The organism is Nocardia sp. CA-120079 (assembly GCF_050955745.1).
Taxonomy (GTDB): Bacteria; Actinomycetota; Actinomycetes; order Mycobacteriales; family Mycobacteriaceae; genus Nocardia.
The window spans coordinates 7,792,576-7,818,637 of sequence record NZ_CP192088.1; the positions used below are offsets into that span (position 1 = coordinate 7,792,576).

General features: G+C 65.5%; 20 protein-coding genes and 1 tRNA gene. 6 read left to right on the forward strand and 15 right to left on the reverse strand.

Translation table 11 applies throughout. The annotated features are described in order from the left end of the window. Positions 1–33 precede the first annotated feature (33 nt). Positions 34–1,638 carry a glycoside hydrolase family 13 protein gene (locus ACQPYR_RS35530; protein WP_433623397.1) on the reverse strand — a complete coding sequence of 535 codons (1,605 nt, stop codon included), beginning with the start codon at positions 1,636–1,638 and terminating at the stop codon, positions 34–36. Between the two features lie 134 nt (positions 1,639–1,772). Continuing rightward, positions 1,773–2,177, reverse strand: coding sequence for a globin (locus tag ACQPYR_RS35535; protein WP_040687594.1), 405 nt, complete (start codon positions 2,175–2,177; stop codon positions 1,773–1,775). 189 nt (positions 2,178–2,366) lie between these two features. On the opposite strand from ACQPYR_RS35535, the gene ACQPYR_RS35540 reads away from it, so the two are divergent. Continuing rightward, positions 2,367–3,074 carry an HNH endonuclease gene (locus ACQPYR_RS35540; RefSeq protein ID WP_433635328.1) on the forward strand — a complete coding sequence of 236 codons (708 nt, stop codon included), beginning with the start codon at positions 2,367–2,369 and terminating at the stop codon, positions 3,072–3,074. A gap of 189 nt (positions 3,075–3,263) precedes the next feature. Here ACQPYR_RS35540 and ACQPYR_RS35545 read toward each other — a convergent pair whose 3' ends face one another. Next, positions 3,264–3,824 (reverse strand): helix-turn-helix domain-containing protein, encoded by a 561-nt coding sequence (locus tag ACQPYR_RS35545; RefSeq protein ID WP_433623399.1) that lies wholly within the window; start codon positions 3,822–3,824, stop codon positions 3,264–3,266. A 79-nt stretch (positions 3,825–3,903) separates the two neighbouring features. On the opposite strand from ACQPYR_RS35545, the gene ACQPYR_RS35550 reads away from it, so the two are divergent. Next, on the forward strand, positions 3,904–4,602 hold the full coding sequence (locus ACQPYR_RS35550) for an AzlC family ABC transporter permease (protein WP_433623401.1): 699 nt from the start codon (positions 3,904–3,906) through the stop codon (positions 4,600–4,602). A 64-nt stretch (positions 4,603–4,666) separates the two neighbouring features. Beyond that, positions 4,667–4,987 carry an AzlD domain-containing protein gene (locus ACQPYR_RS35555; protein WP_433623403.1) on the forward strand — a complete coding sequence of 107 codons (321 nt, stop codon included), beginning with the start codon at positions 4,667–4,669 and terminating at the stop codon, positions 4,985–4,987. A 138-nt stretch (positions 4,988–5,125) separates the two neighbouring features. On the opposite strand, the gene ACQPYR_RS35560 is transcribed toward ACQPYR_RS35555, so the two are convergent. From ACQPYR_RS35560 to ACQPYR_RS35590, 7 genes are all read right to left on the reverse strand, one after another. Beyond that, positions 5,126–5,791, reverse strand: a complete 666-nt coding sequence (locus tag ACQPYR_RS35560; protein WP_433623405.1) for a hypothetical protein — start codon at positions 5,789–5,791, stop codon at positions 5,126–5,128. A 183-nt stretch (positions 5,792–5,974) separates the two neighbouring features. Next, entirely contained in the window at positions 5,975–6,397 is a 423-nt protein-coding gene (locus ACQPYR_RS35565) for an acyl-CoA thioesterase (protein WP_433603585.1), read from the reverse strand. Positions 6,398–6,438: 41 nt separating this feature from the next. Continuing rightward, complete coding sequence (locus ACQPYR_RS35570; RefSeq protein ID WP_433623407.1) at positions 6,439–11,376, reverse strand: NAD-glutamate dehydrogenase; 4,938 nt, start codon at positions 11,374–11,376, stop codon at positions 6,439–6,441. A gap of 975 nt (positions 11,377–12,351) precedes the next feature. Further along, the gene (gene ettA, locus ACQPYR_RS35575; RefSeq protein ID WP_433623409.1) at positions 12,352–14,028 is read right to left on the reverse strand and encodes an energy-dependent translational throttle protein EttA; all 1,677 of its coding nucleotides are present in this window, start codon (positions 14,026–14,028) and stop codon (positions 12,352–12,354) included. Between the two features lie 77 nt (positions 14,029–14,105). Further along, positions 14,106–14,618, reverse strand: coding sequence for a single-stranded DNA-binding protein (locus ACQPYR_RS35580; protein ID WP_433623411.1), 513 nt, complete (start codon positions 14,616–14,618; stop codon positions 14,106–14,108). Between the two features lie 172 nt (positions 14,619–14,790). Continuing rightward, positions 14,791–15,759 carry a threonine/serine dehydratase gene (locus ACQPYR_RS35585; RefSeq protein ID WP_433623413.1) on the reverse strand — a complete coding sequence of 323 codons (969 nt, stop codon included), beginning with the start codon at positions 15,757–15,759 and terminating at the stop codon, positions 14,791–14,793. Positions 15,760–15,779: 20 nt separating this feature from the next. Then, complete coding sequence (locus ACQPYR_RS35590) at positions 15,780–17,819, reverse strand: cytochrome c oxidase assembly protein (RefSeq protein WP_433623415.1); 2,040 nt, start codon at positions 17,817–17,819, stop codon at positions 15,780–15,782. 218 nt (positions 17,820–18,037) lie between these two features. On the opposite strand from ACQPYR_RS35590, the gene ACQPYR_RS35595 reads away from it, so the two are divergent. Then, positions 18,038–18,114: transfer RNA gene (locus tag ACQPYR_RS35595), tRNA-Arg, on the forward strand. Between the two features lie 421 nt (positions 18,115–18,535). Here ACQPYR_RS35595 and ACQPYR_RS35600 read toward each other — a convergent pair. Beyond that, positions 18,536–19,732, reverse strand: a complete 1,197-nt coding sequence (locus ACQPYR_RS35600) for a helix-turn-helix domain-containing protein (protein WP_433623417.1) — start codon at positions 19,730–19,732, stop codon at positions 18,536–18,538. A gap of 1,240 nt (positions 19,733–20,972) precedes the next feature. After that, complete coding sequence (locus ACQPYR_RS35605) at positions 20,973–22,400, reverse strand: amino acid permease (protein ID WP_433623419.1); 1,428 nt, start codon at positions 22,398–22,400, stop codon at positions 20,973–20,975. Between the two features lie 85 nt (positions 22,401–22,485). On the opposite strand from ACQPYR_RS35605, the gene ACQPYR_RS35610 reads away from it, so the two are divergent. After that, a complete protein-coding gene (locus tag ACQPYR_RS35610) occupies positions 22,486–23,436 on the forward strand; it encodes an FAD-dependent oxidoreductase (protein WP_433623421.1) in 951 nt (316 codons plus the stop codon). A 211-nt stretch (positions 23,437–23,647) separates the two neighbouring features. Continuing rightward, complete coding sequence (locus ACQPYR_RS35615) at positions 23,648–24,241, forward strand: hypothetical protein (RefSeq protein ID WP_433623423.1); 594 nt, start codon at positions 23,648–23,650, stop codon at positions 24,239–24,241. A 37-nt stretch (positions 24,242–24,278) separates the two neighbouring features. Here the strand turns inward: ACQPYR_RS35615 and ACQPYR_RS35620 are convergent, their stop codons facing one another. The 3 genes from ACQPYR_RS35620 to ACQPYR_RS35630 form a co-directional block, all read right to left on the reverse strand. Beyond that, on the reverse strand, positions 24,279–24,848 hold the full coding sequence (locus ACQPYR_RS35620) for an Rv1733c family protein (RefSeq protein WP_433623425.1): 570 nt from the start codon (positions 24,846–24,848) through the stop codon (positions 24,279–24,281). Between the two features lie 189 nt (positions 24,849–25,037). Then, a complete protein-coding gene (locus tag ACQPYR_RS35625; RefSeq protein WP_433599148.1) occupies positions 25,038–25,517 on the reverse strand; it encodes a DUF4383 domain-containing protein in 480 nt (159 codons plus the stop codon). A 150-nt stretch (positions 25,518–25,667) separates the two neighbouring features. After that, positions 25,668–26,042: a VOC family protein gene (locus tag ACQPYR_RS35630; RefSeq protein WP_433623427.1), complete on the reverse strand. Its 375-nt coding sequence runs from the start codon at positions 26,040–26,042 to the stop codon at positions 25,668–25,670. Positions 26,043–26,062: the final 20 nt, after the last annotated feature.

A 26,062-nucleotide genomic window follows, 5' to 3' on the forward strand; every position in this document is an offset into this window, starting at 1 on the left:
GTAGTAGTTCGCGCTCTGGTCGAACTCGTCCGCTCACACCAACCAGGCGGCGGCATTCGCGGGCAACTGTCCGTTCACCGGTGCGGCGCTCGTGAGCAGTACGTCACCGGGTGGCAGGGAGATCGGCATGGACGAGGCGTTCAGCACACAGACCAGCCCACCGGGACGCCGGAAGGCCAGGCAACCCGACGGACTGCCGTACCACTCGATCCGCGGACCCGCGAATTCCGGTCGGACACCGCGTAATTCGATCGCCAAGCGGTACAGCGACAGCGTGGAGCCCAGCGCCTCCAACTGCGCCTCGACCGATGACGACGCCCATTCCGGCGGCATCGGCAGCCAGGACTGCCCGGCCGTGGTGAAGCCGAACGGCGGCGTCACGCCCTCCCACGGAATCGGCACCCGGCAGCCGTCACGTCCGCGCTCGGAATGTCCGGAGCGTTCCCAGACCGGATCTTGCAGCACCGACTCGGGCAGATCGTCCACATTCGGCAATCCGAGTTCGGCACCGTTGTAGATGAACACAGCACCGGGTAGCGCCAACTCCACCATGATCATCGCGCGCGCCCGCGCCACCCCGACCGGACCGCCGCCATAGCGGGTCACCTCGCGCTCGATGTCGTGGTTGGACAGGGTCCAGGTGGGAGAGGCGCCCACCGGCGCGACGGCCGCGAGCGAATTGTCGATGGCGGCCCGCACCGGATCGGCGGCGAATTCCGCCTCGGCGAGACGGAAATTGAAGGCCAGGTGCAGTTCGTCTGGTCGGACGTACTCGCCGAATCGGGTGTTGTCGTCGACCCATACCTCGCCGATCGAGACGGCGCCCGGATACTCGTCGAGCACCTTGCGGATGCGGCGGTGGATCTCGTGCACATTGGGATTGTTGAAGCGCGGGTCGCTGTCGTCGTGCACGAGCATCTTGGTATCGACGCGCGCCATATCGGGCAGTCCGTCAGGTTTGGCCATACCGTGCGCGACATCGAGGCGGAAGCCGTCGACACCGCGGTCGAGCCAGAATCGCAGCGTCTGCTCGAAATCGGCGGCGACCTCGGGATTCTGCCAGTTCAGATCGGGTTGCTCGCGCGCGAAGATGTGCAGGTACCACTGGCCGGGGGTGCCGTCTGCCTCGGTGATCCGGGTCCAGGCCGGCCCGCCGAAGATGCTCGGCCAGTTGTTCGGCGGCGTGGCGCCGTCGGGTCCGCGGCCGTCGCGGAAGATGTAGCGCTCGCGTTCATGGCTGCCGGGTGCGGCGGCCAGCGCCGCGGCGAACCACGGATGTTGGTCACTGGTGTGGTTCGGCACCAGGTCCATGGTGACCTTGAGATTGCGGTCGTGCGCCTCGGCGATCAACTCGTCCATCGCCGCCATACCGCCGAACAGCGCGTCGATATCGCGCGGATCGGCGACGTCGTAGCCGCCGTCGGCCATCGGTGAACGCATCACCGGACAGATCCAGAGCGCGTCGACCCCGAGTAGTTCGAGGTAGCCGAGCTTCTCACGAACTCCACCGAGATCGCCGATCCCGTCACCGTCGGAGTCCGCGAAGGATCTCGGATAGACCTGGTAGAACACGGCCGACCGCCACCAAGGTTGGTCGGTGCGATCCACCGATGCCGGCACGGCTGGTGTATCAGTCACACCCGCAATAGTGCCAAAGATTTTCGGTGAATTCGCCCAGGCTCAACTGTGTTCTGCGACATCCGGCAAATTGTCAGCGTTGCATAGCCCGAGCCGAAACCCCGGCGCTGACCCGGGAACTCGACGCAACTATCTCACCAAGCCGCATTCATCAGCGAATTTGCCGCCATCTCCAAATAGTCGAGCAATGCCTTGCGATGTTCATCATCCAGAATTTCCGGTTCGATTTCCGCCACGCCGATGTGCATGCAGCGCAGCCACGCGTCGCGCTCCACCGGACCGATTTTGAACGGCATATGCCGCATCCGCAGCCGCGGGTGCCCACGTTCGTCGGAGTAGGTGCGCGGCCCGCCCCAGTACTGCTCCAGGAACATGCGCAGGCGCCGCTCGGCCGGTCCGAGGTCCTGCTCCGGATACAGCGGGCGCAGCACCTCATCGGCCGCCACCTCGCGATAGAACGCCGCGACGATCCGCTGGAACGTCTCCGCACCACCGATCGCCTCGTAGAACGACGTGGCTGTCTGCTCGCCGGAACTCATCAGGTCCTCTCGATCGGGGCAATGTGCCGCCGTCCATTGTGCCCGCGTTACGAACGGGCGGCCCTTCAACCACAGTTCATCCGACATTGTGCGAAATCACCGTGCAATAGCAGGCGTTCCATGGTCAACTGGGTGGCAGTCTCTGCCGAGATACCACATGATCTTGATTACGACGAAACCGGGGTCACCATGAAGCAGCGGCACGGCCGATCACATGAGGCCAGGACGCACCGACAACTCCAGCCCGCCGACGTCCACAATCGTGGGTCGGGGGCTACTCCGCTGCACATCTTGTCCGACCACCATCCGGGTGCCCATCGCACCGGTGAGCCTGCTCACCACATTCCACACCTCACGCCCGTCCAGAACGAGGCCGCCAGCTGGTTGAAGCGCCGGGTGCTGCTTCTGAATGCCACCTACGAGCCGCTCACCGCACTGTCCGCGCGCCGCGCCGTCGTACTTCTCATCTGCGATAAAGCCGACACCGTCCACCACGACCCCGAGGGTTCGGTGGTGCATTCCGCCGAATCCGCAGTCACGATTCCCTCCGTCATCCGGCTGCGCAGCTATGTGCATGTGCCCTATCGCGCGCGCGTCCCGATGACCCGTGCCGCCCTCATGCATCGCGACCGCTACCGCTGCGGCTATTGCGGTGGGAAGGCAGAGACCATCGACCACGTCATCCCGCGCAGCCGCGGCGGCGAACATTCCTGGGAGAACTGCGTCGCCAGCTGCGCGCCGTGCAACCACCGCAAGGCCGACAAGCTGCTCAGCGAGCTGGGGTGGACGTTGCGTTCGCCGCTGGTTTCGCCGAAGGGCCCGCATTGGCGGCTGTTGTCCACGACCGCCGAGCTGGATCCGGTGTGGTTGCAGTATCTGGGCGAGGGCGCTGCCTGAAGCCTCGAGGAATCCGTGGCCTGAGCGGATTTCGCATGGCCTCAGGCGAGATGTGCCGCGGCCGGAGGTCGTGACGACCAGGATGTCGCCGTCGATCCTCCCGGCCGGGGCGGCAGCGATGTGTTCGGCGGGGTCCTCGCCGGGCCGGAATTCGGCAGCCCGATGATCGTCAGGATTCGGACGAGCCGGTCATGTGTATTCGACGACCAGCGTTGCCCAAGTGTCGGGTTCGAGGGCCTCGAAGACGTGTGGTGCGTCGCCCGGGTAGGCGATGTAGTCGCCGGGCGCTAGCTCGACGGGTGCGTCGATCGGGCCGACAAGCGCGCGTCCACTGGCGAGCAGCACGTGCTCGACCACGCCCGGGATATGCGGCTCCGATTTGCGCGCATGCCCGGGTTCGGACGTGATGCGGAACAGATCGCGGCGGGAGTTGGCCGGACCGGCCGCCAGCAGCGTTGCGCGGTACTCGGACTCGGCGGCGGCGACCACCGGCCCCTCCCCCGCGCGGATGACGTGAACAGTGGGCCGCGGCGGGTCGAGCAACCGCGAGAAGGGCATATCCAGGGCGACGCACAGCGCCCACAAGGTCTCCAGGCTCGGATTGCCAGTACCGGATTCCAGTTGGGACAGTGTGGATTTCGCCACACCCGCACGGTTGGCGACCTCGGTGAGCGATAGCCCGGCGCGGGTGCGTTCGCGGCGCAGGGCAGCGGCGATCACCGCCTGCGGCGTCGTCGAACTCTGCTCCATTTCCGCTCCCGTCAAGTAACCGGCCGCCCAACAGAGAACCATATTGACGAATCGTCCCGCCACGTTCACTATAAGCTACATGCGTTCGATATGGCGAACACTCGATCGGGACACCCTCTCCGGGATCGCGGCGGTACTGCTCGCGGTCGGGCTGATCGGTGTTTCCTACGGCGCGACCGCTGTCACCTCCGGATTTCCGCTCTGGGTACCGATCGTGCTCGGGGTCGTGGTGCTCGCGGGCGGTGCGGAGTTCCTGTTCATCGGGATCATGGCCGCCGGTGGCAGCCCGATCGCGGCGGTGCTGGCCGGATTGCTGGTCAATGCCCGGCATCTGCCATACGGGCTGTCGGTGCCCGATGTGGTCGGCACCGGATGGCGGCGGCGGATCGGGGTGCACGTGATGAACGACGAATCCGTCGCGCTGGCACTGGCCCAGCCCGATGTGGCGCGACGGCGGGCCGCGTATTGGTTGAGCGGGTTGGGCGTGCTCATCGCGTGGCCGGGTGGTGCGGCGATCGGTGCGCTGATCGGGACGGTGGTGCCCGATACCGGTGCGATCGGGTTGGACGCGGTGTTCCCCGCGGTGCTGTTGTCGCTGATCATGCCCGCCTTGCGAGCACGCGGCACGCTGCGCGCGGCCCTGATCGGGGCGATCGCGGCTGTGGCCAGTGCACCGTTTCTGCCTGCGGGAATGCCTGTGCTGGTGGCGCTTTCGGGACTGTTCTTCGCGATCTCGAAGCGGGGTAGCGAAACGCCAGGCGAGGCACAGGCATCATGAGCGAGCGCGACGACAACGCAGCCGCGAGCGACATGCTGCAGCCGCGCACCGACGAGGGGCAGGTATGAGCACACCGATCTTGCTGGCGGCCATGGGTGCCTTGTCGGCCGGAACCTATGCCTTCCGTTCGTCGGGTCCCGCTCTGCGCAACCGCATCCGGTTCCCGGAGCGAGCGACAAGACTCCTGGAGATCGGCGCGGTCGTGCTGTTGGCCGCGATGGTCGCCGTCACCACCCTGCCCACCGGCTCCGACCACCTCGGATTCGCCTTGCCCGCAGGAGTTTTGGTCGGTGGCCTGCTGGCATGGCGCAACCAACCGATGCTGGTGGTCATCCTGGCCGCGGCCGGTACCACCGCCCTGCTGCGCCTGGCAGGCGTCGCCTGACCCCTCCGCATGCTCCTCGCGGAGTACACCCGGTACTCAGGGTGCGCTCTTACGGCAAAGGGCGTGTCGGAGTTTGCGCTGGGTGCGAATCCCACAGGCGACGGCGACGTTCGCGCGACCGGCACCGACGACTCGGAGTCAGCTGGGGGTCAGTGGGATTCCACCACCTTGACGGCGGGCGACGGATCCGTAACGGGCGTCGAGACGCAGCCAGGTCTTGGTGGCGCGGACGCGAACGACTTCGGTGGGCGGAATGCGGCGCGGGTCGGCCTTATCGCCGGAGTGTGGGATGAAATCCATTGCGGTAAGGGCGAATACGACGCGCATCGGGACCTGCACCTGAGCCTCGGCCGCGGATACCGTGAGTACCGTCTGGTCGAGCAGGGAGGCGGGTGGGCCATGGTTGCTGCCGTGCTCCTTTGCCAGCGCCGCACCCTGTTCGGCGAGTTCGACGAGAGTGCGGGCGGGCACATCGTCGACATGTTCGAAGCCGACATCCGGCGGCAGCGCACCGCGCCAGGCCGAATCCATCGAGTAGCCGAGATCGATCGGACTGCCGGACGGTAAACCGGCAAGCACCAGATCGGCACCGACGGTGACATCGTCGACGCCGAGCTCGGCGACCACGGTGCGCACCGCGAGCGCCTCGAAACCCGTTGCCACCCACGCGGATACGTACCGCTCCCCGCGACGGCGCATACGCACTATCGCCGCGGGGTCCAGCCGAATGGCCCGGCTCAGAAAAGTCGCCAGATTCTCCCGCTCAGCCGGATCGGAAACCTCCAGGACGCGCTGTCCCGACATCACTGCTCCCCATCACCACATCGCGGCCGCCGACGCACGACGACCGCAGTCCGCCACCACCGCTACGCAACCGGATTCAGCCATCACCACGCGAGCCGACGCCGATGACCGCTGCTCGACGACCGAAGCCAGCCGATACCGCCCAGCGATCCGACTCCGCCGTCCGAACCACGCGGCAATCGCTCACTCTTTCCACTCGGCGAGGTAATCCCGTTCGGAATCGGTGAGCCGACGCAGGCGCTGCGTACGCATATCGAAGGCCGCGATCTGAGTGGAGGCGATCACCGCGGCCGGCGAGTCCGGGGCCGCGCCATTGGCCCGGACCTCGTAACCGATGGTGAAGTCGACCGCACGCAGCTGCTCGATCCACATGGCGATATCGAGCGGGGTGTCCTCGTGGCGCAGCTGGCCGCGGTAGCGGACCCGAAGGTCCGCCAGCACACAGCCCTCGCGCAACGGCGCGGTCGGGCGTCCGTCCTCGAACAGCCACGGAATCCGCGCCTCCTCCAGCAGCGTCACCATGCGGGCATGGTTGACGTGCTGGAACACGTCCATGTCCGACCACCTGACGTCTACCTTGGCGTGGAAGCGCTTGGGCAGCAGCAAGCTGCCACCGAGCGCGCTCCCACTACCGTTGAGCGAACTGGTCAACGCGGTACCTCCGATTGAGCGCCCACCCCGCTCACCATGCTTCGCACTTGCCGCGCTGCAACCGACAGCGTGGCGAGATCGTGGGTTCCGGACTCGAACAACTCTGACAGTGCGGCCCGAGCGCGCCCGAGCCGGGACTGGTTCTTCGACTCCCAGTATGCAATCTTCTCGTCCGCTGTCTCCTCCGGGTCGCCCCCGGAGAGCACGTCGAGGGTCAGCGAGCGCAGCGATCCGTACATATCGTCGCGCAGTGCGAGCCGGGCCAGCGCGTGCCAGCGATCGCCGCGCTCCAGGTGGCTGACCGCCTGCAACAGCCAATCGATCTTGAGGTGATCGTTGAGCGCGTAGTACAGCGAGCCGACCTCCTCACCGCTGCGGTCGGTGATATCTGCGATATCCAACACATCGAGCAGCGGGAACAGATTCAGCAGTCCGAAGACCTCGGTGGCGAGGTCGGTCGGCGCGCCGCGGGCGATCACTTCGGCGGACTGATCGGTCAGCGTCGAGACGTGATGTCCGCGCAGCCAGCCGGGCACCTTCGGCGCCAATTCCCGCACGCCTCGGCTGTACCGGTTGATCTCCGCGCCGACCGCGATCGGCTGCGGACGGTTGCTCAGCAACCAGCGCGAGGCGCGATCCAGCGTCCGCTTGGTCTCCAGCTCGAGTTCGTCGCGCACCGACACCGCGGCATCGGTGGCCCGGATCCGCGCCCACATATCGTGCAGATCGAAGATCTCGCTGGCCGCCGCGAATGCGCGCACGGCGTCGGACGAGCTGGCACCGATCTCCTCGTTCAACCGATGGGCATAGGAGATGCCGCCGTAGTCGACCATCTCGTTCACCACCATGGTGGTGGTGATCTCGCGACGCAGCCGGTGCCGTTTGATGGCGGTGCCGAAACGCTCGCGCAGCGGTGTCGGGAAGTACTCCGGCAGCCGGGTGGCGAAGTACGCGATATCCGGCAGATCGGTTTCGAGCAGATCGGCCTTGAGCGAAAGCTTCACGTGCGCCATGAGATTGGACAATTCCGGCGACGCCAGACCCGTGCCCTCTTCGATCCTGCGCTTGATCTCCACCTCCGAGGGCAGCGCCTCCAGCTCGCGATCCACCCCGCGACGCGCTTCCAGATCTTCGATGAGCCGCTGGTGCACGTTCAGCATCCCGGCCGCCTCGGCCCGGGAAATGCCCATCAGGAAATTCTGGGAGACGTTGTCCTGCAACACCATCTGGGCGACCTCATCGGTCATCGAGGCGAGCAGCGGGTTGCGTTCGGCCTCGGGCAGTGCGCCCGCGCTGACCACGCCGTCGAGCAGCACCTTGATATTGACCTCGTGGTCGGAGCAGTCGACACCGGCCGAGTTGTCCAGTGCGTCGGTGTTCATCTTGCCGCCGTTGCGGCAGAACTCGATTCGACCCAGCGCCGTCGCACCCAGATTGCCGCCCTCACCGATTACCTTGACCCGCAGCTTATTTCCATTGACGCGCACCGCGTCATTGGACTTGTCGCCGACCTCGGCATTGGTCTCGGTACTCGCCTTGATGTAGGTGCCGATGCCGCCGTTCCACAGCAGCTGAACCGGCGCGAGCAGAATCGCCCGCACCAGTTCCGGCGGCGACAGCGCGACCACGTCATCGGCCAGCCCCAGCGCCTTGCGGGCCTGCGGGCTGATCGGCACCGACTTCACGGTGCGATCCCAGACGCCACCGCCGGTGCTGATCAGCGAGGTGTCGTAATCGGCCCACGACGAGCGCGGCAGTGCGAACATCCGCTGCCGCTCCCGGAACGAGGTGTCCGCAACGGGCTCCGGGTCCAGGAAGATGTGCCGGTGGTCGAAGGCCGCGACCAACCGGATGTGCTCGGACAGCAGCATGCCGTTACCGAAGACATCGCCGCTCATATCGCCGACCCCGACCACGGTGAAATCGGTTGTCTGCGTGTCGATATCCATCTCTTGGAAGTGGCGCTTCACGCTCTCCCAGGCGCCCTTGGCGGTGATGCCCATCGCCTTGTGGTCGTAACCCGCCGAACCACCGGAGGCGAAGGCGTCACCGAGCCAGAACCCGTAGCGCTGGGCCACATCGTTGGCGATATCGGAGAAGGTCGCGGTCCCCTTGTCTGCGGCCACCACCAGGTAGGTGTCATCGCCGTCGCGGCGGATCACCCGCTCGGGCGGCAGTACCGCACCGGTCGCACGGTCGACGTTATCGGTGACATCGAGCAGACCGGAGATGAAGGTCCGATAGCATTCGACGCCCTCTGCGCCGAGCGCCTGCCGATCCGCGGTCGGATCACCGGTGGCGGCGGGCGGCTGCTTCACCACGAATCCGCCCTTGGCACCCACCGGCACGATGACCGCGTTCTTCACCGCCTGCGCCTTCACCAGACCCAGGATCTCGGTGCGGAAATCCTCCAGACGATCCGACCAGCGCAACCCGCCACGCGCCACCGGACCGAAGCGCAGATGCACGCCCTCGACCCGAGGTGAGTACACGAAGATCTCGAATTGCGGCCTCGGCTTGGGCAATTCGGCGATCTCACGCGGTTCCACCTTCACCGAGATGTATCCGCGCGAATTGCCCTTGGCATCGGTTACGTAGTAGTTCGTCCGTAACGTCGCCTTGACCAGCGACAGGATCGCACGCAGGATCCGGTCGGCGTCCAGGCTGACGACCTCATCGATGCGGCCGCGGACCCGGGTCTCCAATTCGGCGGCGTGCTCGGCCGATTCGGTATCCGGATCGAACCGCGCCGCGAACAGCTCGACGAACAGCCGCGCGATATCCGGGTAGGCGAGCAGCACCCTGGTGATGTTCGCCTGGCTGTATGGGAAGTCCGCCTGCTGTAGGTACTTCGCGTACATCCGCAGGATCGATGCGGTACGCCACGTCAGCCGAGCGCGCAACACGAGTTCATTGAGCCCGTCGGCTTCGCCACGTCCGAACCAGACCGCTTCGAAGGCCTCGGTGAACCGGTCGTGCAGCCCACGCTCCTCCGATTCGAGCGCATCGGCTCTCGCCGAAGACTCCAACAGTTCCGCGTCAAGATCCCGGTCCAGAGAACTGCGCAGCAATTCCGGCCTGGCCAGCAAGCCGAAGTCATAGATCCAGCGTTCCCCGCCGTCATCGCCGAGTACCGGATCCAAGAGAATCTGATACGGCCGCTCGTCGACCACCTCGACACCGAGGCTCTGCAGCACCGGCAGCACCTGGCTCAGCGAGATGCCGCTGCCGCCGATGTAGAGCGTGAACCGCCAGGAACCAGGCACCGAATCCGCACGGCGATACAGGTATTGGTCGATGGAACCCGAGGCGAGGCCCTCCAACCGGACCACGTCGGCAAGTGCGCGCTCGGCGGCGAAATCCTGTTTGTACGCCTCCGGGAATGCCTCGGCGTAGCGCTGCACCACGCCGGGATCAAGCACGGTCGAGGTGCTCACCGCATCGTTGAGGCGGTCGTCCCAGGTGTGCGTCGCCTCGGCGAGCAGGTTCTGGATGCGCAGCCGATTGGCCTCGGAGGTATCGGTCTGGGCCATCGATTCGCGCAGCACCCCGAGCTCGGACTCCGGCATGCGCACCGTGAAATACACACTGGCCAGCTCGCTTTCGCTGACCCGCGCGGAGTAGTCGATGGAGACGCCGCCCAGTTCGCGCACCAGGATTTCCTGCATCTCCAACCGCACCCGCGTGGTGTAACGATCCCGAGGCAGATAAACCAGGCACGCGACGAACCGGCCGTAGCCGTCCGAGCGCAGGAACAGCCGAACCTGTCGGCGCAGACCGACACTCAGCACCGCGGTCGCGGTGCGACGCATGGTCTCGACATCGGAGGAGAACAGCTCGGTGCGCGGGAACGACTGGATGACCTCGAGCATGGCCTGTCCGGAGAACGAATCCAGATCGAAGCCGCTCTCCTCGATCACCGAACGCACCCGGCGCGCGATCACCGGGATATCCAGGACGTTCTCGTGCACCGCGGTCACCGTGAAGACACCGATGAACAGGTGTTCGCCGACGATCGTGCCGGACTCGTCGAAGTCGGCGACGCCGATGAAGTACGGGTACACCGAGCGGTGCACGGTGGCGGGTACCAGCCCCTGGGTGAGCATGAGCAGTGTGCGGTCGCCGGCATTGAGCGGCACCCGGAAGTCGGTGCCGACATCGGGGCGCAGCACGCCGAGGCAGGTACCCGGCAGCGGGTTCGAGATCGCCTGTCCCTGATCCGGGCTGAGTTGATACCGGGCATAACCGAGCACGGTGAAATTGCCACTGTCCAACCAGCGCAACAGATTCGCGGTATCGACCAGATCGGTATCGGGGAACGGCGCGTGGCCGGATTTCGCCGCGACCTCCAGTTCATCGGCCAGATTGCTCTGCACCTGTTTGATGGCCTCGGTATCGCCGATGACCTGACGCACGTCCGCGACGACATCCGGCATGGACTGCGCGATCCGGTCCAGCAGGGCCGCACTGGTCGACGGGTGCAGTTGCAGATGCATCCACGATTCGCGCAGGCCCTCGGTGCCGTTGCTGTCGACTTCGTGCGGCGCGGCGCTGATCAGCCGTCCGTCCTGATCGCGCGTCACCTCGAAGATCGGGTGGATCACCTCGCTCACGCTGACGCCCATCCGGCTCAGCGACGAGGTGATCGACTCGACTAGCAGCGACATATCGTCGGTGACCAATTGCACCGCGGCGCCGAGGCCGGAGCCGTCGTCGGGGTGGTAGACCCGCACCAGTGCCCGACCGACGGGGCGGGTCATCGCGAGTTCCATATGCCGCCGGAAGATCTGAGTGATCCCGGTGATCGCACAGTCCACATCGCCCGCGTCGACGTGGCGGAAATACGCCTCCTCGAGGGTTGCGAGTTCGCCGCGCAGCGACTGCGGCAAACTCGCGGCCCACGCCGCACTGGACAATTCGGACGAGACCGTCATTTTTTCGCCAACTCCTCGGATTCGGTTCCGCAACAAAGTGACGCCGGTCCGAGAGTAGCTGTGCCGTGCTGACGAGTGGGTGAATTCCCTTCTAAATGCAGGGTGTTCACCAATACCGCAACGTTCGCCGCTTGATAGCCGAGGTCGATTGTCCCGGCACAGCTCCCGATCGGACCGGCAACGTCAGGTAGACGCAATCGCGGTGGTAGCGACCCAATGCCCGGACTGCGCCTGCGCATGCACGTTCCCCACCATAGTCAGATCTTTGGAAGGGCGTGTGCCGACCGTATTTCCTTCGATGGAGACACCGCGCGGTGCGTGTTCGCCGCAATTCCTTCGGCAGAACGACCGTTCGACATCGTCATGCACAGATTCGATTCCTCCTCCGCCTGGAGCCGGGGATCCCTGGCTCAACCGCCTGAACGCTCAGCGAGCCCCCCGGTCTTCTGTTGTCGACACCAGCAGGGTTGAAACCAGCCCTGTGCATTACTACGTGTGCAGGGTTCTTATCCCGCGCGGATGTGTGTCCGCAGTTCTCACACACAAAGGCGCGTTCGGACAGCCGGAGACGGTGCTTGGCTCTCGCATCGCAGGCCTGGTCGAAATTCTTGATACCCGGTATCCCGCCCGACGGTGCCGCGGGACACGGTTTTGATGTCGCTCAACGCTTTCGCGCGAGACTTCCGAGGTCGCGGATGATCTGCTGCTGCCGAACCGACGGCCCGCCCCGGAACCAATCGAGTTCGGCCCGCCAGCCGGTGAGTTTCTTATCGAGCCCAGCAGGGCCGATCCTCCCCCATCCCCTCGCATCTGCCGCTTTGCCGGGTTGAAATATGGTTGTTTCGGCTCGACTCAGCGGCACTGCGGATGCGATGGAGGCGGCCTAGAGCCACGCACGGATGGGCGTCAGGCCACGGCAAAGCCGGTCCGGCGAGGCAGTGCACACAACAGCAACCGCCCCGCCGGACGCCAGACTCAGTCGCGGGTGAGCTTGCGGTGCGTCACCCGGTGCGGGCGGGCCGCCTCCGGGCCGAGGCGCTCGATCTTGTTGGCCTCGTATGCCTCGAAGTTGCCCTCGAACCAGAACCACTTGGCCTCGTTGTCGGTGTCACCCTCCCACGCCAGGATGTGGGTGCAGGTGCGGTCGAGGAACCAGCGGTCGTGGGAGATGACCACGGCGCAGCCCGGGAACTGCTCGAGCGCGTTCTCCAGTGAACCCAGCGTTTCCACGTCGAGGTCGTTGGTCGGCTCGTCGAGCAGGATCAGGTTGCCACCCTGCTTGAGGGTGAGCGCCAGGTTCAGGCGGTTGCGCTCACCACCGGAGAGCACCCCGGCCGGCTTCTGCTGATCCGGCCCCTTGAAGCCGAACGCGCTGACGTAGGCGCGCGAGGGCATCTCCTGGTTGCCGACCTCGATGAAGTCCAGCCCCTCGGAAACGACCTGCCAGACATTCTTCTTCGGGTCGATGCCCGCGCGGTTCTGGTCGACGTAGCTCAGCTTGACGGTCTCGCCGACCTTCACCTCACCGCTGTCGGGCGATTCGAGCCCGACGATCGTCTTGAACAGAGTGGTCTTACCGACACCGTTGGGACCGATGACACCGACAATGCCGTTGCGCGGCAAGGTGAACGACAGATCCTTGATGAGCTGACGATCGCCGAAGCCCTTGTCCAGATGCTCGACCTCGACGACCACACTGCCCAGGCGCGGACCCGCCGGGATCTGGATCTCCTCGAAGTCCAACTTCCTGTGCTTCTCGGCCTCGGCAGCCATCTCCTCGTAGCGACCGAGGCGGGCCTTGTTCTTGGCCTGGCGGGCCTTGGCACCGGAACGCACCCAGGCCAGCTCCTCCTTGAGCCGCTTCTGCAGCTTCTGATCCTTCTTGCCCTGGACCTCGAGACGCTGGGCCTTCTTCTCCAGGTAGGTGGAGTAGTTGCCCTCGTAGGGGTAGGCGCGGCCGCGGTCGAGTTCGAGGATCCACTCGGCGACATTGTCGAGGAAGTACCGGTCGTGCGTGACGGCGAGGACGGCGCCCTGGTAGGAGGCCAGGTGCTGCTCGAGCCACAGCACACTCTCGGCGTCGAGGTGGTTGGTCGGTTCGTCGAGCAGCAGCAGGTCGGGCTTGCTGAGCAGCAGCTTGCACAGTGCGACGCGGCGGCGCTCACCACCGGAGAGGTTGGTGACCGGCTCGTCCGGCGGCGGGCAGCGCAGTGCGTCCATGGCCTGCTCGAGCTGGGAGTCGACATCCCAGGCATCGGCGTGATCGAGGTACTCCTGCAGCTTGCCCATTTCGTCCATGAGCTCATCGGAGTAGTCGGTGGCCATGAGTTCGGCGATCTCGTTGAAGCGATCCAGCTTCACCTTGACCTCGCCGAGGCCCTCCTCGACATTGCCGCGGACCGTCTTCTCCTCGTTCAGCGGCGGCTCCTGCTGCAGGATGCCCACCGTGGCACCCGGTGAAAGGAAGGCGTCTCCGTTGTTCGGCTGGTCCAGTCCGGCCATGATCTTCAGCACGCTGGATTTACCCGCGCCATTGGGGCCGACGACGCCGATCTTCGCGCCGGGAAGGAAGTTCAAGGTGACATCGTCGAGCACGACCTTGTCGCCGTGCGCCTTGCGAACCTTCTTCATTTGGTAGATGAACTCAGCCATACAGGGAAGCCTATCGGTGTGGGTATGGATGGAATGCAGCAGAGCCACCACTGTCGCCGGGGGTATCCGGCCTGCGGTCAAGCGTCGACGGGCTCGGTATCTGCGAGCCGGGGCGGTGCCGAAGTCACGGACGTCGCGTCCTCCCCCGGTTCCTCCCCATCGACACGTGCACGGTCATCAGCGCTGGATCGGTCACAACTATTCCGTGCCAGGGTACTGGGTCCCGACGCCGCGCCCGAAACCGCGCGCCGGACCACCGGCGCGGTGCAGCGGGACAGGTCCGGCCCGATCGAGGTGGCGCGCATCTCGACATCGCGCCGCTCGACGCCATCTCTGGCCCGGTACTCGTGGGTGCGCAGCTGACCGTAGGCGATGACCGGATCGCCGCGCCGCAACGAGGCGTCGACACCGACCACCAGACGACGCCAGCAGCTGACGGTGAGGTAGAGGGTCCCGCTGTCGACCCATTCACTCGTCTCCGGATTGAACCGCCGGGAATTACTCGCCATCCGGAAGCTCACCACCTGCTCACCATTGGTGAGATCGCGCTTGACCGGATGGGTCACCACGGTACCGATCACGGTAACCATCGATTCATACATCATTCCGCCCCTTACATTTCGATCCGTCCGGGCTCCCGGGTCCCTCACCGAGATGCCCTTTCAGCCTGACGGCTCCCCGCCCCCTCCGGCCGACCCGATTCCCGAATGTGGACAACCTCGCCACATGTGGACAGTCGCCGCTTCAAAATCCCCGAGTGAGTTAAAGCGCCGCCAGATCGGTATTGGCGCCACACAGCACGATCACCGGCCGCTCACCCTCGGCAGGCACATACGCACCGCTCTGCACGGCGGCCAAGGCCGTTGCCCCGGCAAGTTCGACCACGACACGGAACTCGCGCCACAGATATTCGCGGGCGGTCGAGATGGCGTCGTCGGTCACCAGCAGCGATCGGACTTCATAGCGTCGCGCGACATCCAGCGCGATATCCCCGATTCGATTGGCGCCCAAGGAATCCGCCGCGATGCTGCGGACGTTCACATCCACCGGACGGTCCGCTTGCAGCGCGGCGTTCAGCGTCGGAATGCCCTCCGGTTCGACCCCGACCACCTGCTGGCGCCGCCCCAACGCCGCCGCGATCCCGGCGACCAACCCGCCGCCACCGACCGCGACCAGCACCGGCGGCCGCCCGCGCACCTGCTCCTCCAATTCCAGCCCGACGACACCCGCGCCGGCGACCACGGCAGGCAGGTCGTATGCGTGCAGCTGCAGCGCCCCCCGCTCTTCGGCGAGTTCGGTCGCGTAACTGTAGGCCTCCGCGTAAGTCGTTCCGTGCCACAGCACTTCGGCGCCGTAGGACCACATCGCGGCCACCTTGGTATGCGGCGCCGACTCCGGAACCACCACCGTGCACGTCTTGCTGAGACGAGCCGCGGCCAGCGCGGCCGCGATCCCGGCGTTCCCACCGGAGGCGATGACCACGTGATCGACCTGAGCCGAGGACTCCAGCAGTGCGTTGAAGCTGCCGCGCACCTTGAATGTCCCACCGTGCTGTAGGTACTCGAGTTTCAGTGTGACCGGAACCGGCCCGGTCGGTCCGATGATCGAGGTATGGAATACCGGCGTCTTGCGCACCTGGCCGGCCAGCCGTCTGCGGGCCGCCCGCACGTCGGATCGATATACCCGTCGGGCGTGCCTGTTCTCGACCACCGCGGTACTCCGCTCACTCACGCTTGCACCTCGATGGGAGCTCAATGACGTATTCCTCGATCACGTTTGGCCAGTTCGGCGAACATGGCATTGTGGGCGGCCAGCTCCGCGTCGTGATCGCGATCGGCGGCCCGGTCGGTCCGTTTCGCGAGTTTCGCATCGCTGCGCGACCACTGGATGAGCAGCGCCAACATCACCACGACCAACGGCACCTCACCGCTGGCCCACGCCAGGCTACCGCCGGTGCGCTGATCACCGAGCAGGTCACTGTTCCAGCCGAGGGCAAGGCTGCGGAAGAACCATCCGCCCATCACGGTGGTCATGCTCATCAGCGCGATGCCGAAGAAGGCGTGGAAGGGCAGGGACCCGAATACCATGCCCAGCTTGGTCAGCGGCTGTACTTGGCGCGGCTTGGGGTCGATGCCGATGACCACCCAATAGAACAGATAGCCGCTGAGCAGGAAATGCAGATTCATCATCAGATGCGCCGCGTGCGAGTCGACGAACGAGTCGTAGATACCGCCCATGTACAGGGCGTAGAACCCGCCGACGAAGATCACCGACGCGACGATCGGATGGGTCAGAAAACGCGAGACCGGATTGTGCACCGCGGCCAGAATCCACTCCCGCGGCCCGGGAACGCCGCCGCGCCCCGCCGCGGGCAACGCCCGCAGCGCCAGGGTGACCGCACCGCCGAGCGCGAACAGAATCGGCGCAAGCATCGATAGCGCCATGTGCTGTCCCATGTGCACGCTGAAGACTGCGGGCGAGTACCGCCCGACCCCCGACGAGGTGGCGAAAAGCAGGATGGCGCAGGCCGACAACCACGCGATGGTCCGCCCGACCGGCCAGGCATCGCCGCGCGCGCGCAACCGCCGCACCCCCAGCAGATACAGCACGGCAAGCACGATGGCCAGCGTGCCGAAGATCAAATCGAAGCGCCAGTCGAACAGTATTCGCGAGGCCGTCGGCGGACCGTCGAGGTTGTAGCCGAGTTCCACCTCGGCCGGTGTCGGCACACTGGTCGGCGGCGGTGGCGGCGTCCGCCCCAACCCGACGGCAAGGCCCATCGTGGCCGCGAAGATCAGCACCTCCAGCCCACCGAATCGGATGAGCGCGGCGCGGTCACGCGGATTCGCCGCGAGCGCGGGGAGGCTGGCGCGGCGCTGCAGATATCCGAACACGCCGAGCACTGCGAGTGCGCAGGCCTTGGCGATCACGAGTCGGCCATAGGTGGTGGTGAACAGGTCACTCCACGGCACGCGCACCCAGGAATTGATCACACCGCTGATGCCGATCACGACGAAGGCGATGGTGGCGGTGAGCGAGAACCGCCTGGCCGCGACATCGGTGTGTGCGCCGCCGCGCAGCGCATGCGCGAGCACCGCGAACAATCCGCCGACCCATACCGCGGCCGAAACCAGGTGCAGGATCAGACTGTTCGTGGCCAAATCGTGCGCGCCGCCCGCGGAGGAATGCCCGGTCAGGGCCAGCGGCATCATGGTCACGATCGCGCCGCCGAACAGCACCGGGGTCCAGCCCCAACGCAGTGCGAGCCGGCAACCCACCGCGACGATCAGCGCGAACACCACCGTCGTACGCCAGGCCTGCGCCAGCTCCACTTGGTCGATCGCGCGCCACAGCTGTTCCGGCCGCCAGATCTGCCCGACCGGCTGCCCGGTGGTGTCCGACACCGTCAGCGGTATGAGGAGTGCTGCACAACACGCCCAGGTCAACGCGAAGTTCGAGGCGCGCCGCACCGCCCGATATCCGCCGATATCGAGCAGCCCATCGGCCTGCGGCGGCACCAGGAATGCGGCGAGCAGCAGCGAGCCGACGGTCAGCGCGGCGGACAGATCGGCGAGTGCGCGCACGGCGGGCAAGCCGTAGGTTGTCAGCGGTCCCGGATCGGGAATGCCGAGCAGACTCAGCGCCTGCGCCGCCGACAGTCCGACGATCATCGCGGCGACCACCGCAGCGATGGCACCGGCCAGCACCGTCAATGTCGCGAAGGTCGCCCCGGAGCCCGGCTTACCCGTTTCGAGCTCGGGTGTGACGGACAGGTCCTGCGGTGACGACATGGCACTGAGCGTAGTCGGCCCTTAATGCGTGGCCCGGCGGGGTTTGGGCCGATAGGGTGGCTATCGGATCGGAGGTGCGAGATCATGCCGCGACTCGCTTGGCCCGCACACCGTAGGTGGCTGAAATGTTGCTGAGACTAAGAACCTAGCCATCTGGACGGTCGCTATACTTGGCGCGCTGGACAGCACGGCCAATGTCGGCCATGGTGGAACCCACTGCCTCCGTAGCTCAGTTGGATAGAGCAAGGGCCTTCTAATCCCTAGGTCGCAGGTTCGATTCCTGCCGGGGGCGCCACGCGGCCCGTCCGTTCGCGTTTATGCGGGCAGACGGGTGCCGCGCACGTCGTCTCAACCTCTGTCGACCGTCCGCGGATCCAAGTTCGAGGGGTCGTCCCTCAGTCACACCAAGGAACTCACCGATTCAGTTGTCACGTCTGTGACCCGTTTTCCCGTCCGAATAGCCCGAAGTATGCAGAGGTCACGGCCTGCCGTGGGATAGGTACCACGCCAGAGCACTCCCTAAACGGGGTGAACCAGACTTCTTCAGCGACTCGCCGAGCCTCGGCCGGTGTGTCCAATGAGACGGTTCGGAGTCCGCCGCAATCTGGATGGCCTCCGGCACGTTTCGGCGGCGCCTGCGGAACCAGCTCCCGACCAGTCCTTCCGGTCATACAACTGACCGATCCATCGCGCGGGCCGACTCGCGATCGAGCCGACTAAGCTCTCGTTTCTTTCGAGCGGATCTGACGTAGCTCGTCACCCAAGGCTGCGACGGCGTCGTTGGTCGGCCACTTCGCCGACATCTCGTGGTGGAGGACTCGAATGAATTTGGTCAGCCTGGACCCCGGCGTCGCAACCCCGACTCGCAGTGCATCCGCGGCCCGTTGGGCAGCAGCTTCGGGTTCCCCGACACCGGCCAGCGCGCATGCCAACTCTGCGACATACCAGGTCGCCCACTCGGATGTGAGTATGTCGGAATCGAAGGCCGCCAAGCCTCGACTAAGCGAAACGACTGCCTTGTCCCACTGTCGAGCCAGGCGATAGGCCAAGCCGCGCTGCATTTCGATGAATGCGTCGGAGTAGAAGTACTGGGCATCAGGCTTTTCGGAATCACCCTGCGTTACCAACTCGGCGGCCTGCTCGAGTTTGGCCTCCAACTCGTCGAGGTCACCTTCGATCGCATGTCCACGCCCCTCCTGCTGGACCGCGAGTGCGAGAACCGTTGGGCTCAGTGCATCGCCATCACGCTGCGCGGCCCGCGACAAACGGATCATCGGACCGACCTCGCCCGCCATCCAGGCGACATGGCCGCGCATGGACAGCGCTGTGGAAATCATGTCGCGGTTGCCGCTCTCGGTGGCCAGTTCGAGCGCGGTGCGATAGTGCTGAACCGCGGCGGGATGGTGGCCGAGGCTGGCGTAAAGCCAGCCGGTGAACTGCTGCCATCCAGCGGCGACGTCGACCATATCGACGCGGGCCGACCGCCGAGCCTCCACGGCCAGCGCAGAGGCCACCCGCGTTTGCCGAACTCCCAGCGGCAGAACGAGTTCGGAACCAACTTGGTCCTCCAGCCGCCGAGTCTCCGACAGCAATTCCGCCAGGTCCCTGGCCAACGTGCGGTCGATATAGCGCCGTTCCGTCAGGGCGGCCGACTCACGTAAGAGCAGTGGAGACTGCGCGGCGTCGGCCGCCACGACGATCAGATTCTCGTAGATGCTTGTGAGGACTCCATCGGATTCGAGAACGCGATCAAGCCTCTGAACGATATCCGGAGGGGGTTTGCGGCGGCCGTTCTCGAAGCGAGAGAGTGCGCCTGCGTCGTATCGCAGCATGCGCGCCAACTCTCGGACCGACAGCCTCGCCTGCAGCCGAAGCCGCCGCAGTTCGGCTCCGAAAGCTTTCCAATCCTCCATCCAGCCCCCTCTCACGACCGCCCTGAGCAGCGTTGCAACGTTGCCAGATCATTCGGCAACGCTTTGGCCACAGTGCAACGCTAGCGCGAATCCACTGGTCCCAGGACGCTTCTGGTAGCCCCGCCGCCGGGTCGATGCCGCACCCTCGGCACCTCGGCGGCGGGAGCCAACCAACCGGAGGACGTAAAGGGGGCACGCAATGAAAGAACCAGCGCGACTCGATGACGAGGACGCCCGGAAACTGGCGATTGCACCGGAGGACAGTCCGCGATATCTCGAACGCGCCGATGGGGCATGGTCCCTCGTCGATGACGAGGGATGGGAAGTCGAACCGGAAATCGTCGCCGACCGCAATGACATCGGCCGCGAGGCAGATATTCGTTGCGCCGCAACCGTTGTGCGATTTCGCGGACGTGGAGCTGGCGCATGCGCTGTCGCAACAGCATCGCGCGTGCCGTATCCATCAGTGCGTGTGGAAAGCGGCTGCACAGCACACACTCGTCATGGCCGGTCGACTGCTCCCGCAGTCGATGAGCCCGCGCGAACGCGCCGCCGTACGAGGTATCGACTACCCACCGACACCGGGGACCGGCAAACCGCGACATGGCGGCCCCGCACTGGGGACATTACGAGAGGTACTGGAACGGCTCGAGTCCCTGGCGCATAACCCCGACGATGCGCGCACCCGATAGCCCACATCCGCGAACGGACATGTACCGCACCGAGGTGGACGGCTGGCTGGCCGAATGGCGAATCGACCGCTCTCGGATTCGAATGATTTTGGTATGCAACGGGTCCAGGAATCCCTTGGTTTCGTTCACCCCAGCATCCGCCCCCGACCTCGTGCAGATGCGCGAGCAATTCCCCGAACTATCACGGTTGTGGGATGCGATTCGACACGCGTATTGGACGGAAGTTGTTCGCCTCCCGAGACATCCGCGATGACGGTACTAACTCGAGCCGAAGAATTCATGGAGATCGGCGGGGATTGCGGTGCGATCGGGTTGGAGTATCTCGATCAGCAATCTGGCGGGTCCTTCGGCTATCGCGTAGGAGGTGGTCGGCTCGCGTCGGATGCTCGTGACCCGTCCCCGCGCACCGTACCGACAAGGTACGCGTTTTGCGCCAGAACCGGTGTAGTCCAGTCGATATCGAATCCGCTCTCGCGGGTACGCGCGAGGAATCAGCGCTGGGGCAGCGATGACCGACTGTGACGACATCTACAACACAGACGGCGTTCCTAATGCGACCGTTCGGAGTCCGCCGCTGCCTGGACCTCCTCGGTGGTGCTTCGACGGCGCCTGAGGAACCAACCTCCGACCAGCACCGGAACCATGATCAGCGGTACGGCGACGATCGCGCTGCGCTGTTCGGTGCTCCCGCTGCTCGCCATCAGCGCCACTACACCGGCAAGGAATACCAAGGTGGCGATGCTGGTGTACGGGGTGCCGATCAGGCGGAATGCGGGGCGGGCCACGCGGCCGTCGCGCCACCAACGCCACAGCTGCAATTGGCACAGCACGATTGCCGCCCACGCGGTGATCACGCCGAGGGCCGACATATTCAGCACGATCTCGTATGCCTGCTCGGGGACCACCGCATTGAGTCCGACGCCGGTCAGAGCGATCGCACCGGTGGCCAGAATGCCAACGTACGGAACACCATTCGATGACAGCTTGGCGGCGCGGGCGGGGGCGCTGCCGTTCATCGACATCGAGCGCAGGATTCGGCCCGTCGAGTACAGGCCCGCATTGAGGCTGGAGAACGCAGCAGTCAGCACGACCAGGTTCATGACGGAATCCGCACCCGCCACGCCGATTTTGCCGAAGAACGTGACGAACGGACTCTGCCCCGCACGGAAGGCGGTGTAGGGCAGCAGCAGACTGAGCAGCACCAGCGACCCGACGTAGAACACGGCGATGCGTGCGATCACCGAATTGATGGCGCGAGGCATGATTTTCTCCGGGTTTTCCGCCTCGCCGGCCGCGGTGCCAACCAATTCCACTGCGGAGTAGGCGAATACGACACCGGTCGTGACGACGACCAACGGCAGCAACCCGGTCGGGAACAGCCCACCGTGATCGCGCAGCACTCCGGGCCCGGTACTTTCGCCCGCGATCCGGAAGCGGCCGACGAGGAAGACCGTGCCGATCACCAGAAAGCTCACCAGCGCAACAACTTTGATCAGTGCGGCCCAGAATTCCAGCTCACCGAACCAGCGCACCGACACCAGATTGACGGCCACCACCACCGCCAGCGCGATCAGCGCGATGACCCACTGCGGAATCGCGCCGAAGGCGGACCAATAGTGGACATAGGTCGCGATGGCGGTGATGTCCACGATGCCGCTCATGCACCAGTGGAAGAAATACATCCAACCGACCGCGTACGCGAGTTTCTCGCCGTAGAACTCACGTGCGTAGGAGACGAACGAGCCCGACGACGGACGGTGCAGTACCAACTCGCCCAGTGCGCGGAGCACGAAGAAGACAAAGACCCCGCACACGGCGTACACCAGAACCAACCCGGGACCGGCGCTGGCCAATCGTCCGCCCGCACCGAGGAACAGTCCGGTGCCGATGGCGCCGCCGATCGCGATCATCTGTAGCTGACGTGGGCGAAGACTCTTCTGGTACCCGGCGTCCTCGTCACGCAATACGTCAGTCACCGTGGCCTCCAGCGCTCCCCGAATCGTATCGCTGAATAATGTATCGTCAAATAACGGCACACTCAATAGTGTTAAAATTTTCGTTGTGCGAGCGGTGGTAGTCGGATCCGGAATCGTCGGCCTGTCAACGGCATACGAACTGCTGCGCGGCGGGCATCACGTCGTGGTGGTGAGCGCGGAGCCCATCGACTCGACGACATCATTTCTCGCCGCCGCGGTGTGGTTCCCCACCGCGGCCGGGCCGACCGATCGCGTGGCCGCCTGGAGCGTCGAGACGTTCACCCATCTGGAGCGACTGGCACACGAGGACGTACCTGGCGCCCGCATGTGTGAGTCGCTGGCCGTCTATCGGGACGAACCAGCGACACCGTCTTGGTCCGCGGCGGTACGTGCGTTCCGGCGGGCCCGGCGAGACGAACTCCCGCCGTACTACCGATTCGGGTTCCGGTTCGCGGTTCCACTGCTCGAGATGCCGATCTTCCTGCCGTGGCTGGAATCCCAGGTTCGCCGGGCCGGCGCGTACTGGGTTCGGCGGACGGTCCGGAGCCTGGACGAACTCGATGACCTTGCGCCCGATGTCATCGTCAATTGTGCGGGCCTGCGCGCCGGTTCGCTGGCCGACGACGCCGAGGTCTACCCGATCCGCGGCCAGATCGTGCGCATTGCCAACCCGGGCATCTCGGTGTCGGTGCGCGACGAAGCGCACCCACTGGGACGCGCCTACGTCCACCCCCGTACCCACGACTGCATCCTCGGTGGCTCACTGGAGACCGGGGCATGGGATCAGACCCCCGATCCGCAATTGACACAGTCGATCCTGCGCCGCTGCCGAGATCTCGTACCGCAGTTGACCGGCGCCGAGGTCATCGAAACACTCGTCGGACTGCGGCCGGGCCGCGCCGAAGTCCGCCTCGAGATCGCCCAGGCCGACTCGTCATCGATTCCGGTGATCCACAACTACGGCCACGGCGGCTCCGGCATCACGATCGCCCACGGTTGCGCCCGCGAGGTGTCGGCGCTCATCGACACACTGTGAGCCGAGCGGAGGTAAGCGCGGAACCCACACATCGGCGGACCCGAACCTGCTGTCATATCAGAGCGCCGAGCATCGTTAACGAACCTCTGCTGTGAGATAGCGAACACCGCGACGGTGGCGTATCCGGTGAACCAAATGGTTGCGGTCGCTCGTGGTACGGGGGACGAGATGCGCTGTGCACCTTGTCGAATTGCGACGAAGGGTTCGAAAGATGCGTTCAGCCAACCGTTTTCAGCGTGCCGCCGTGCCGGTCGCGGCCGCCGCTGTCGTGCTCGCGAGTCTGCTCAGTGCCTGTGGCGACGAGAAAGGCGCCCAAGCGGTCGCCCGAACGTCCACTGCCGCGAGCGTGGTGCCCGTCGCGGGACAGGCGCCCACGGTAGCGAAAACGCAAGGCTGGTTGAAGATCTACGACGGCACGGCCCCAGCCGGAACCGCCAATGCGGTGCAACTCCGGGTGACCAGCAATCCTGCTGTCGGACAGTATGTTTCGGATGGAACCGGCCGATCGCTGTACCGCTTCGACAAGGATACGGCGAATCCGTCGGTATCCAACTGCGCCGGGCAGTGCGCCGTCACCTGGCCGCCGCTGACCGTGACCCGCGATCAAGTGCTCTATGCCGCTGGCGTCGATCCCCAACTCGTCGGATTCATCGAACGTGCCGACGGATCCTGCCAGATCACCATCGGCGGCTGGCCGGTTTACTACTTCTCGAAAGACACCAAGCCGGGTGATCTGCTCGGCCAAGGTGTCGGCGGAACCTGGTTCGCGGTGGCGCCGAACGGCGGCAAGGCTCTGGGCAAGTGAGCATAGCGGCCCCGGAGGCCGGGGCCGTTATGTGGTTTCAGCTGCTGCCCTGCCCGGTGGGGTGGCTGAACTGACGCCACTCCCGATCCAAGCGGAGATGGCGGCGATGGTTCAGGGCCCAGGCGTTGCACCAGACGACTGCTGCTGCGCCGCACCAGATTTCGAGTAGAACGGCGACCCCGACACCGATACCGTGCACGGCGGCGGCACTGGACCGTTCGGGAGGGGTGGTCGGTGTTCCGTCCGGCCCCAGCCAGACGGGGGCGGGCTGGCCCGCTCCGGCGGCATGGGGAACACCGACGGTCGCGGTGCCGGACTTGCCGTCGTGGGTCCAGGAAACCTGTGCCTCGAAGTGATCGCGCACCGTTCCGTTGCGGTCCGCCACGGGTGCGGCGACCCGGGCGGGGGTTCCGATAATGGTCCCTGTCACAACGATTTTCGTCGCGTTTTCGGTGTGGATCCGTTCGGATGCCGAGCTATAGGCCGCGGTACCGGCCGCCGCGGCGGCGGGCACGGCGATCAGCAGCACCAGGACGGCCAGAATGCGGACGAACCCCTCCACCCGATCGGAGACCCGCATCAGCGGACTGGGGTTCCAGGGCTGCATCCGCCAGCTCCGCACCGGCCACGTCGGCGACTCCGACACCTCCATCACCTCCTACGACGGAGCCCGCGAGCAACCGCGACTCCTATCCCGGGCATTCCCCCGCGCCGCCAATTGATGCACCGGCGGGAATCCCGGAACATGGACAAACCCCGCTCGGCGCACACCCGAGCGGGCTTCATCGGCTCATACCTATTGAATCGACGGACGCGGCGACCCGGTTACGCCTCGGCTGCCCGACCACCCGAGCGCCGCCCCGACGGCGACCATGCCGACGCCGAGGGCGAAGTGCAGCCAGTTGTCGGCGGTGTTCACCGGGACGAAGTTCGCATCGCTGTGCTGGTCGATGACCAGCCCGTACAACCACAGCACCAGGTAGATGATGCCGCCGCCGAGCAGGAACGCCCGGGACGCGAGCGCTGTGCGCGATGCCAGCAAGCCGGCTACGCCGAACACAAGGTGGACGATGTTGTGCAGGATCGAGACGTTGAACAACCCGAGGAGTTGGGCGTCGGAGCTGTGTCCGGCCCATTCCATGCTGTCGTAATTCGTGGTGATGCCCGGTATGAAGCCGAGCACGCCGACCACCAGGAACACCGCGCCGACCGCCGCCGCCGCGATGCGCAGCGACGTCCAATGCGCGGCTGAGGTTTGCGCGTGATGCGCGGCCATGGTGACCGCCTCTCCCGAATCAGGCGTCCGAACAGACGCCCGTTTCGTGCGACTGATTTCCATGACTGCCGGTTTGTGCAGTCACCTGCGTCATACCCGTGCGCTGTGTGGACAAACGAAGAAACCCGCAGGTCCAACGCACGGACCGCCCTACAGCCAAATGAGACAGAAGGTGTGTCCGACGGGATCGGCATAGACACGGAACTGCTTGTCGTCGTTTGCTTGCACCAAGCGCGCACCGAGTGCGAGCGCTTTCGGCTCGGCCGCTTCGATCTCGTCCACCAGCACATCGAAATGCACCTGCTGGGACGCTTCCGGATCCGGGAAACGCGGTGGTCGATACTGCGGCGCGTATTGGAATGCCAAGCGCCTGCCGCCGGGTTCCTCGATGACGACCCAGGTGTCATCCGACGCATCGGTCGGTTCGGCGCCGAGCAGCCGGGCATAGAACTCGGCCAGCTTCGGCGGATTCGGGCAATCCAGCACGACAGTGCGCAGACTTCCGACATTGCCTTCGGTCATCATTCGACCTCCTGTATGTCGCG

Excerpts from the sequence above, each read along its gene's own strand:
- ACQPYR_RS35535 (WP_040687594.1), bottom strand. The coding sequence starts at position 2,177 with ATGAGTTCCGGCGAGCAGACAGCCACGTCGTTCTACGAGGCGATCGGT.
- ACQPYR_RS35540 (WP_433635328.1), top strand. The coding sequence starts at position 2,367 with ATGAAGCAGCGGCACGGCCGATCACATGAGGCCAGGACGCACCGACAA.
- ACQPYR_RS35545 (WP_433623399.1), bottom strand. The coding sequence starts at position 3,824 with ATGGAGCAGAGTTCGACGACGCCGCAGGCGGTGATCGCCGCTGCCCTG.
- ACQPYR_RS35550 (WP_433623401.1), top strand. The coding sequence starts at position 3,904 with ATGCGTTCGATATGGCGAACACTCGATCGGGACACCCTCTCCGGGATC.
- ACQPYR_RS35555 (WP_433623403.1), top strand. The coding sequence starts at position 4,667 with ATGAGCACACCGATCTTGCTGGCGGCCATGGGTGCCTTGTCGGCCGGA.
- ACQPYR_RS35560 (WP_433623405.1), bottom strand. The coding sequence starts at position 5,791 with ATGTCGGGACAGCGCGTCCTGGAGGTTTCCGATCCGGCTGAGCGGGAG.
- ACQPYR_RS35570 (WP_433623407.1), bottom strand. The coding sequence starts at position 11,376 with ATGACGGTCTCGTCCGAATTGTCCAGTGCGGCGTGGGCCGCGAGTTTG.
- ettA (WP_433623409.1), bottom strand. The coding sequence starts at position 14,028 with ATGGCTGAGTTCATCTACCAAATGAAGAAGGTTCGCAAGGCGCACGGC.
- ACQPYR_RS35580 (WP_433623411.1), bottom strand. The coding sequence starts at position 14,618 with ATGGTTACCGTGATCGGTACCGTGGTGACCCATCCGGTCAAGCGCGAT.
- ACQPYR_RS35590 (WP_433623415.1), bottom strand. The coding sequence starts at position 17,819 with ATGTCGTCACCGCAGGACCTGTCCGTCACACCCGAGCTCGAAACGGGT.
- ACQPYR_RS35600 (WP_433623417.1), bottom strand. The coding sequence starts at position 19,732 with ATGGAGGATTGGAAAGCTTTCGGAGCCGAACTGCGGCGGCTTCGGCTG.
- ACQPYR_RS35615 (WP_433623423.1), top strand. The coding sequence starts at position 23,648 with ATGCGTTCAGCCAACCGTTTTCAGCGTGCCGCCGTGCCGGTCGCGGCC.
- ACQPYR_RS35620 (WP_433623425.1), bottom strand. The coding sequence starts at position 24,848 with ATGCAGCCCTGGAACCCCAGTCCGCTGATGCGGGTCTCCGATCGGGTG.
- ACQPYR_RS35625 (WP_433599148.1), bottom strand. The coding sequence starts at position 25,517 with ATGGCCGCGCATCACGCGCAAACCTCAGCCGCGCATTGGACGTCGCTG.
- ACQPYR_RS35630 (WP_433623427.1), bottom strand. The coding sequence starts at position 26,042 with ATGATGACCGAAGGCAATGTCGGAAGTCTGCGCACTGTCGTGCTGGAT.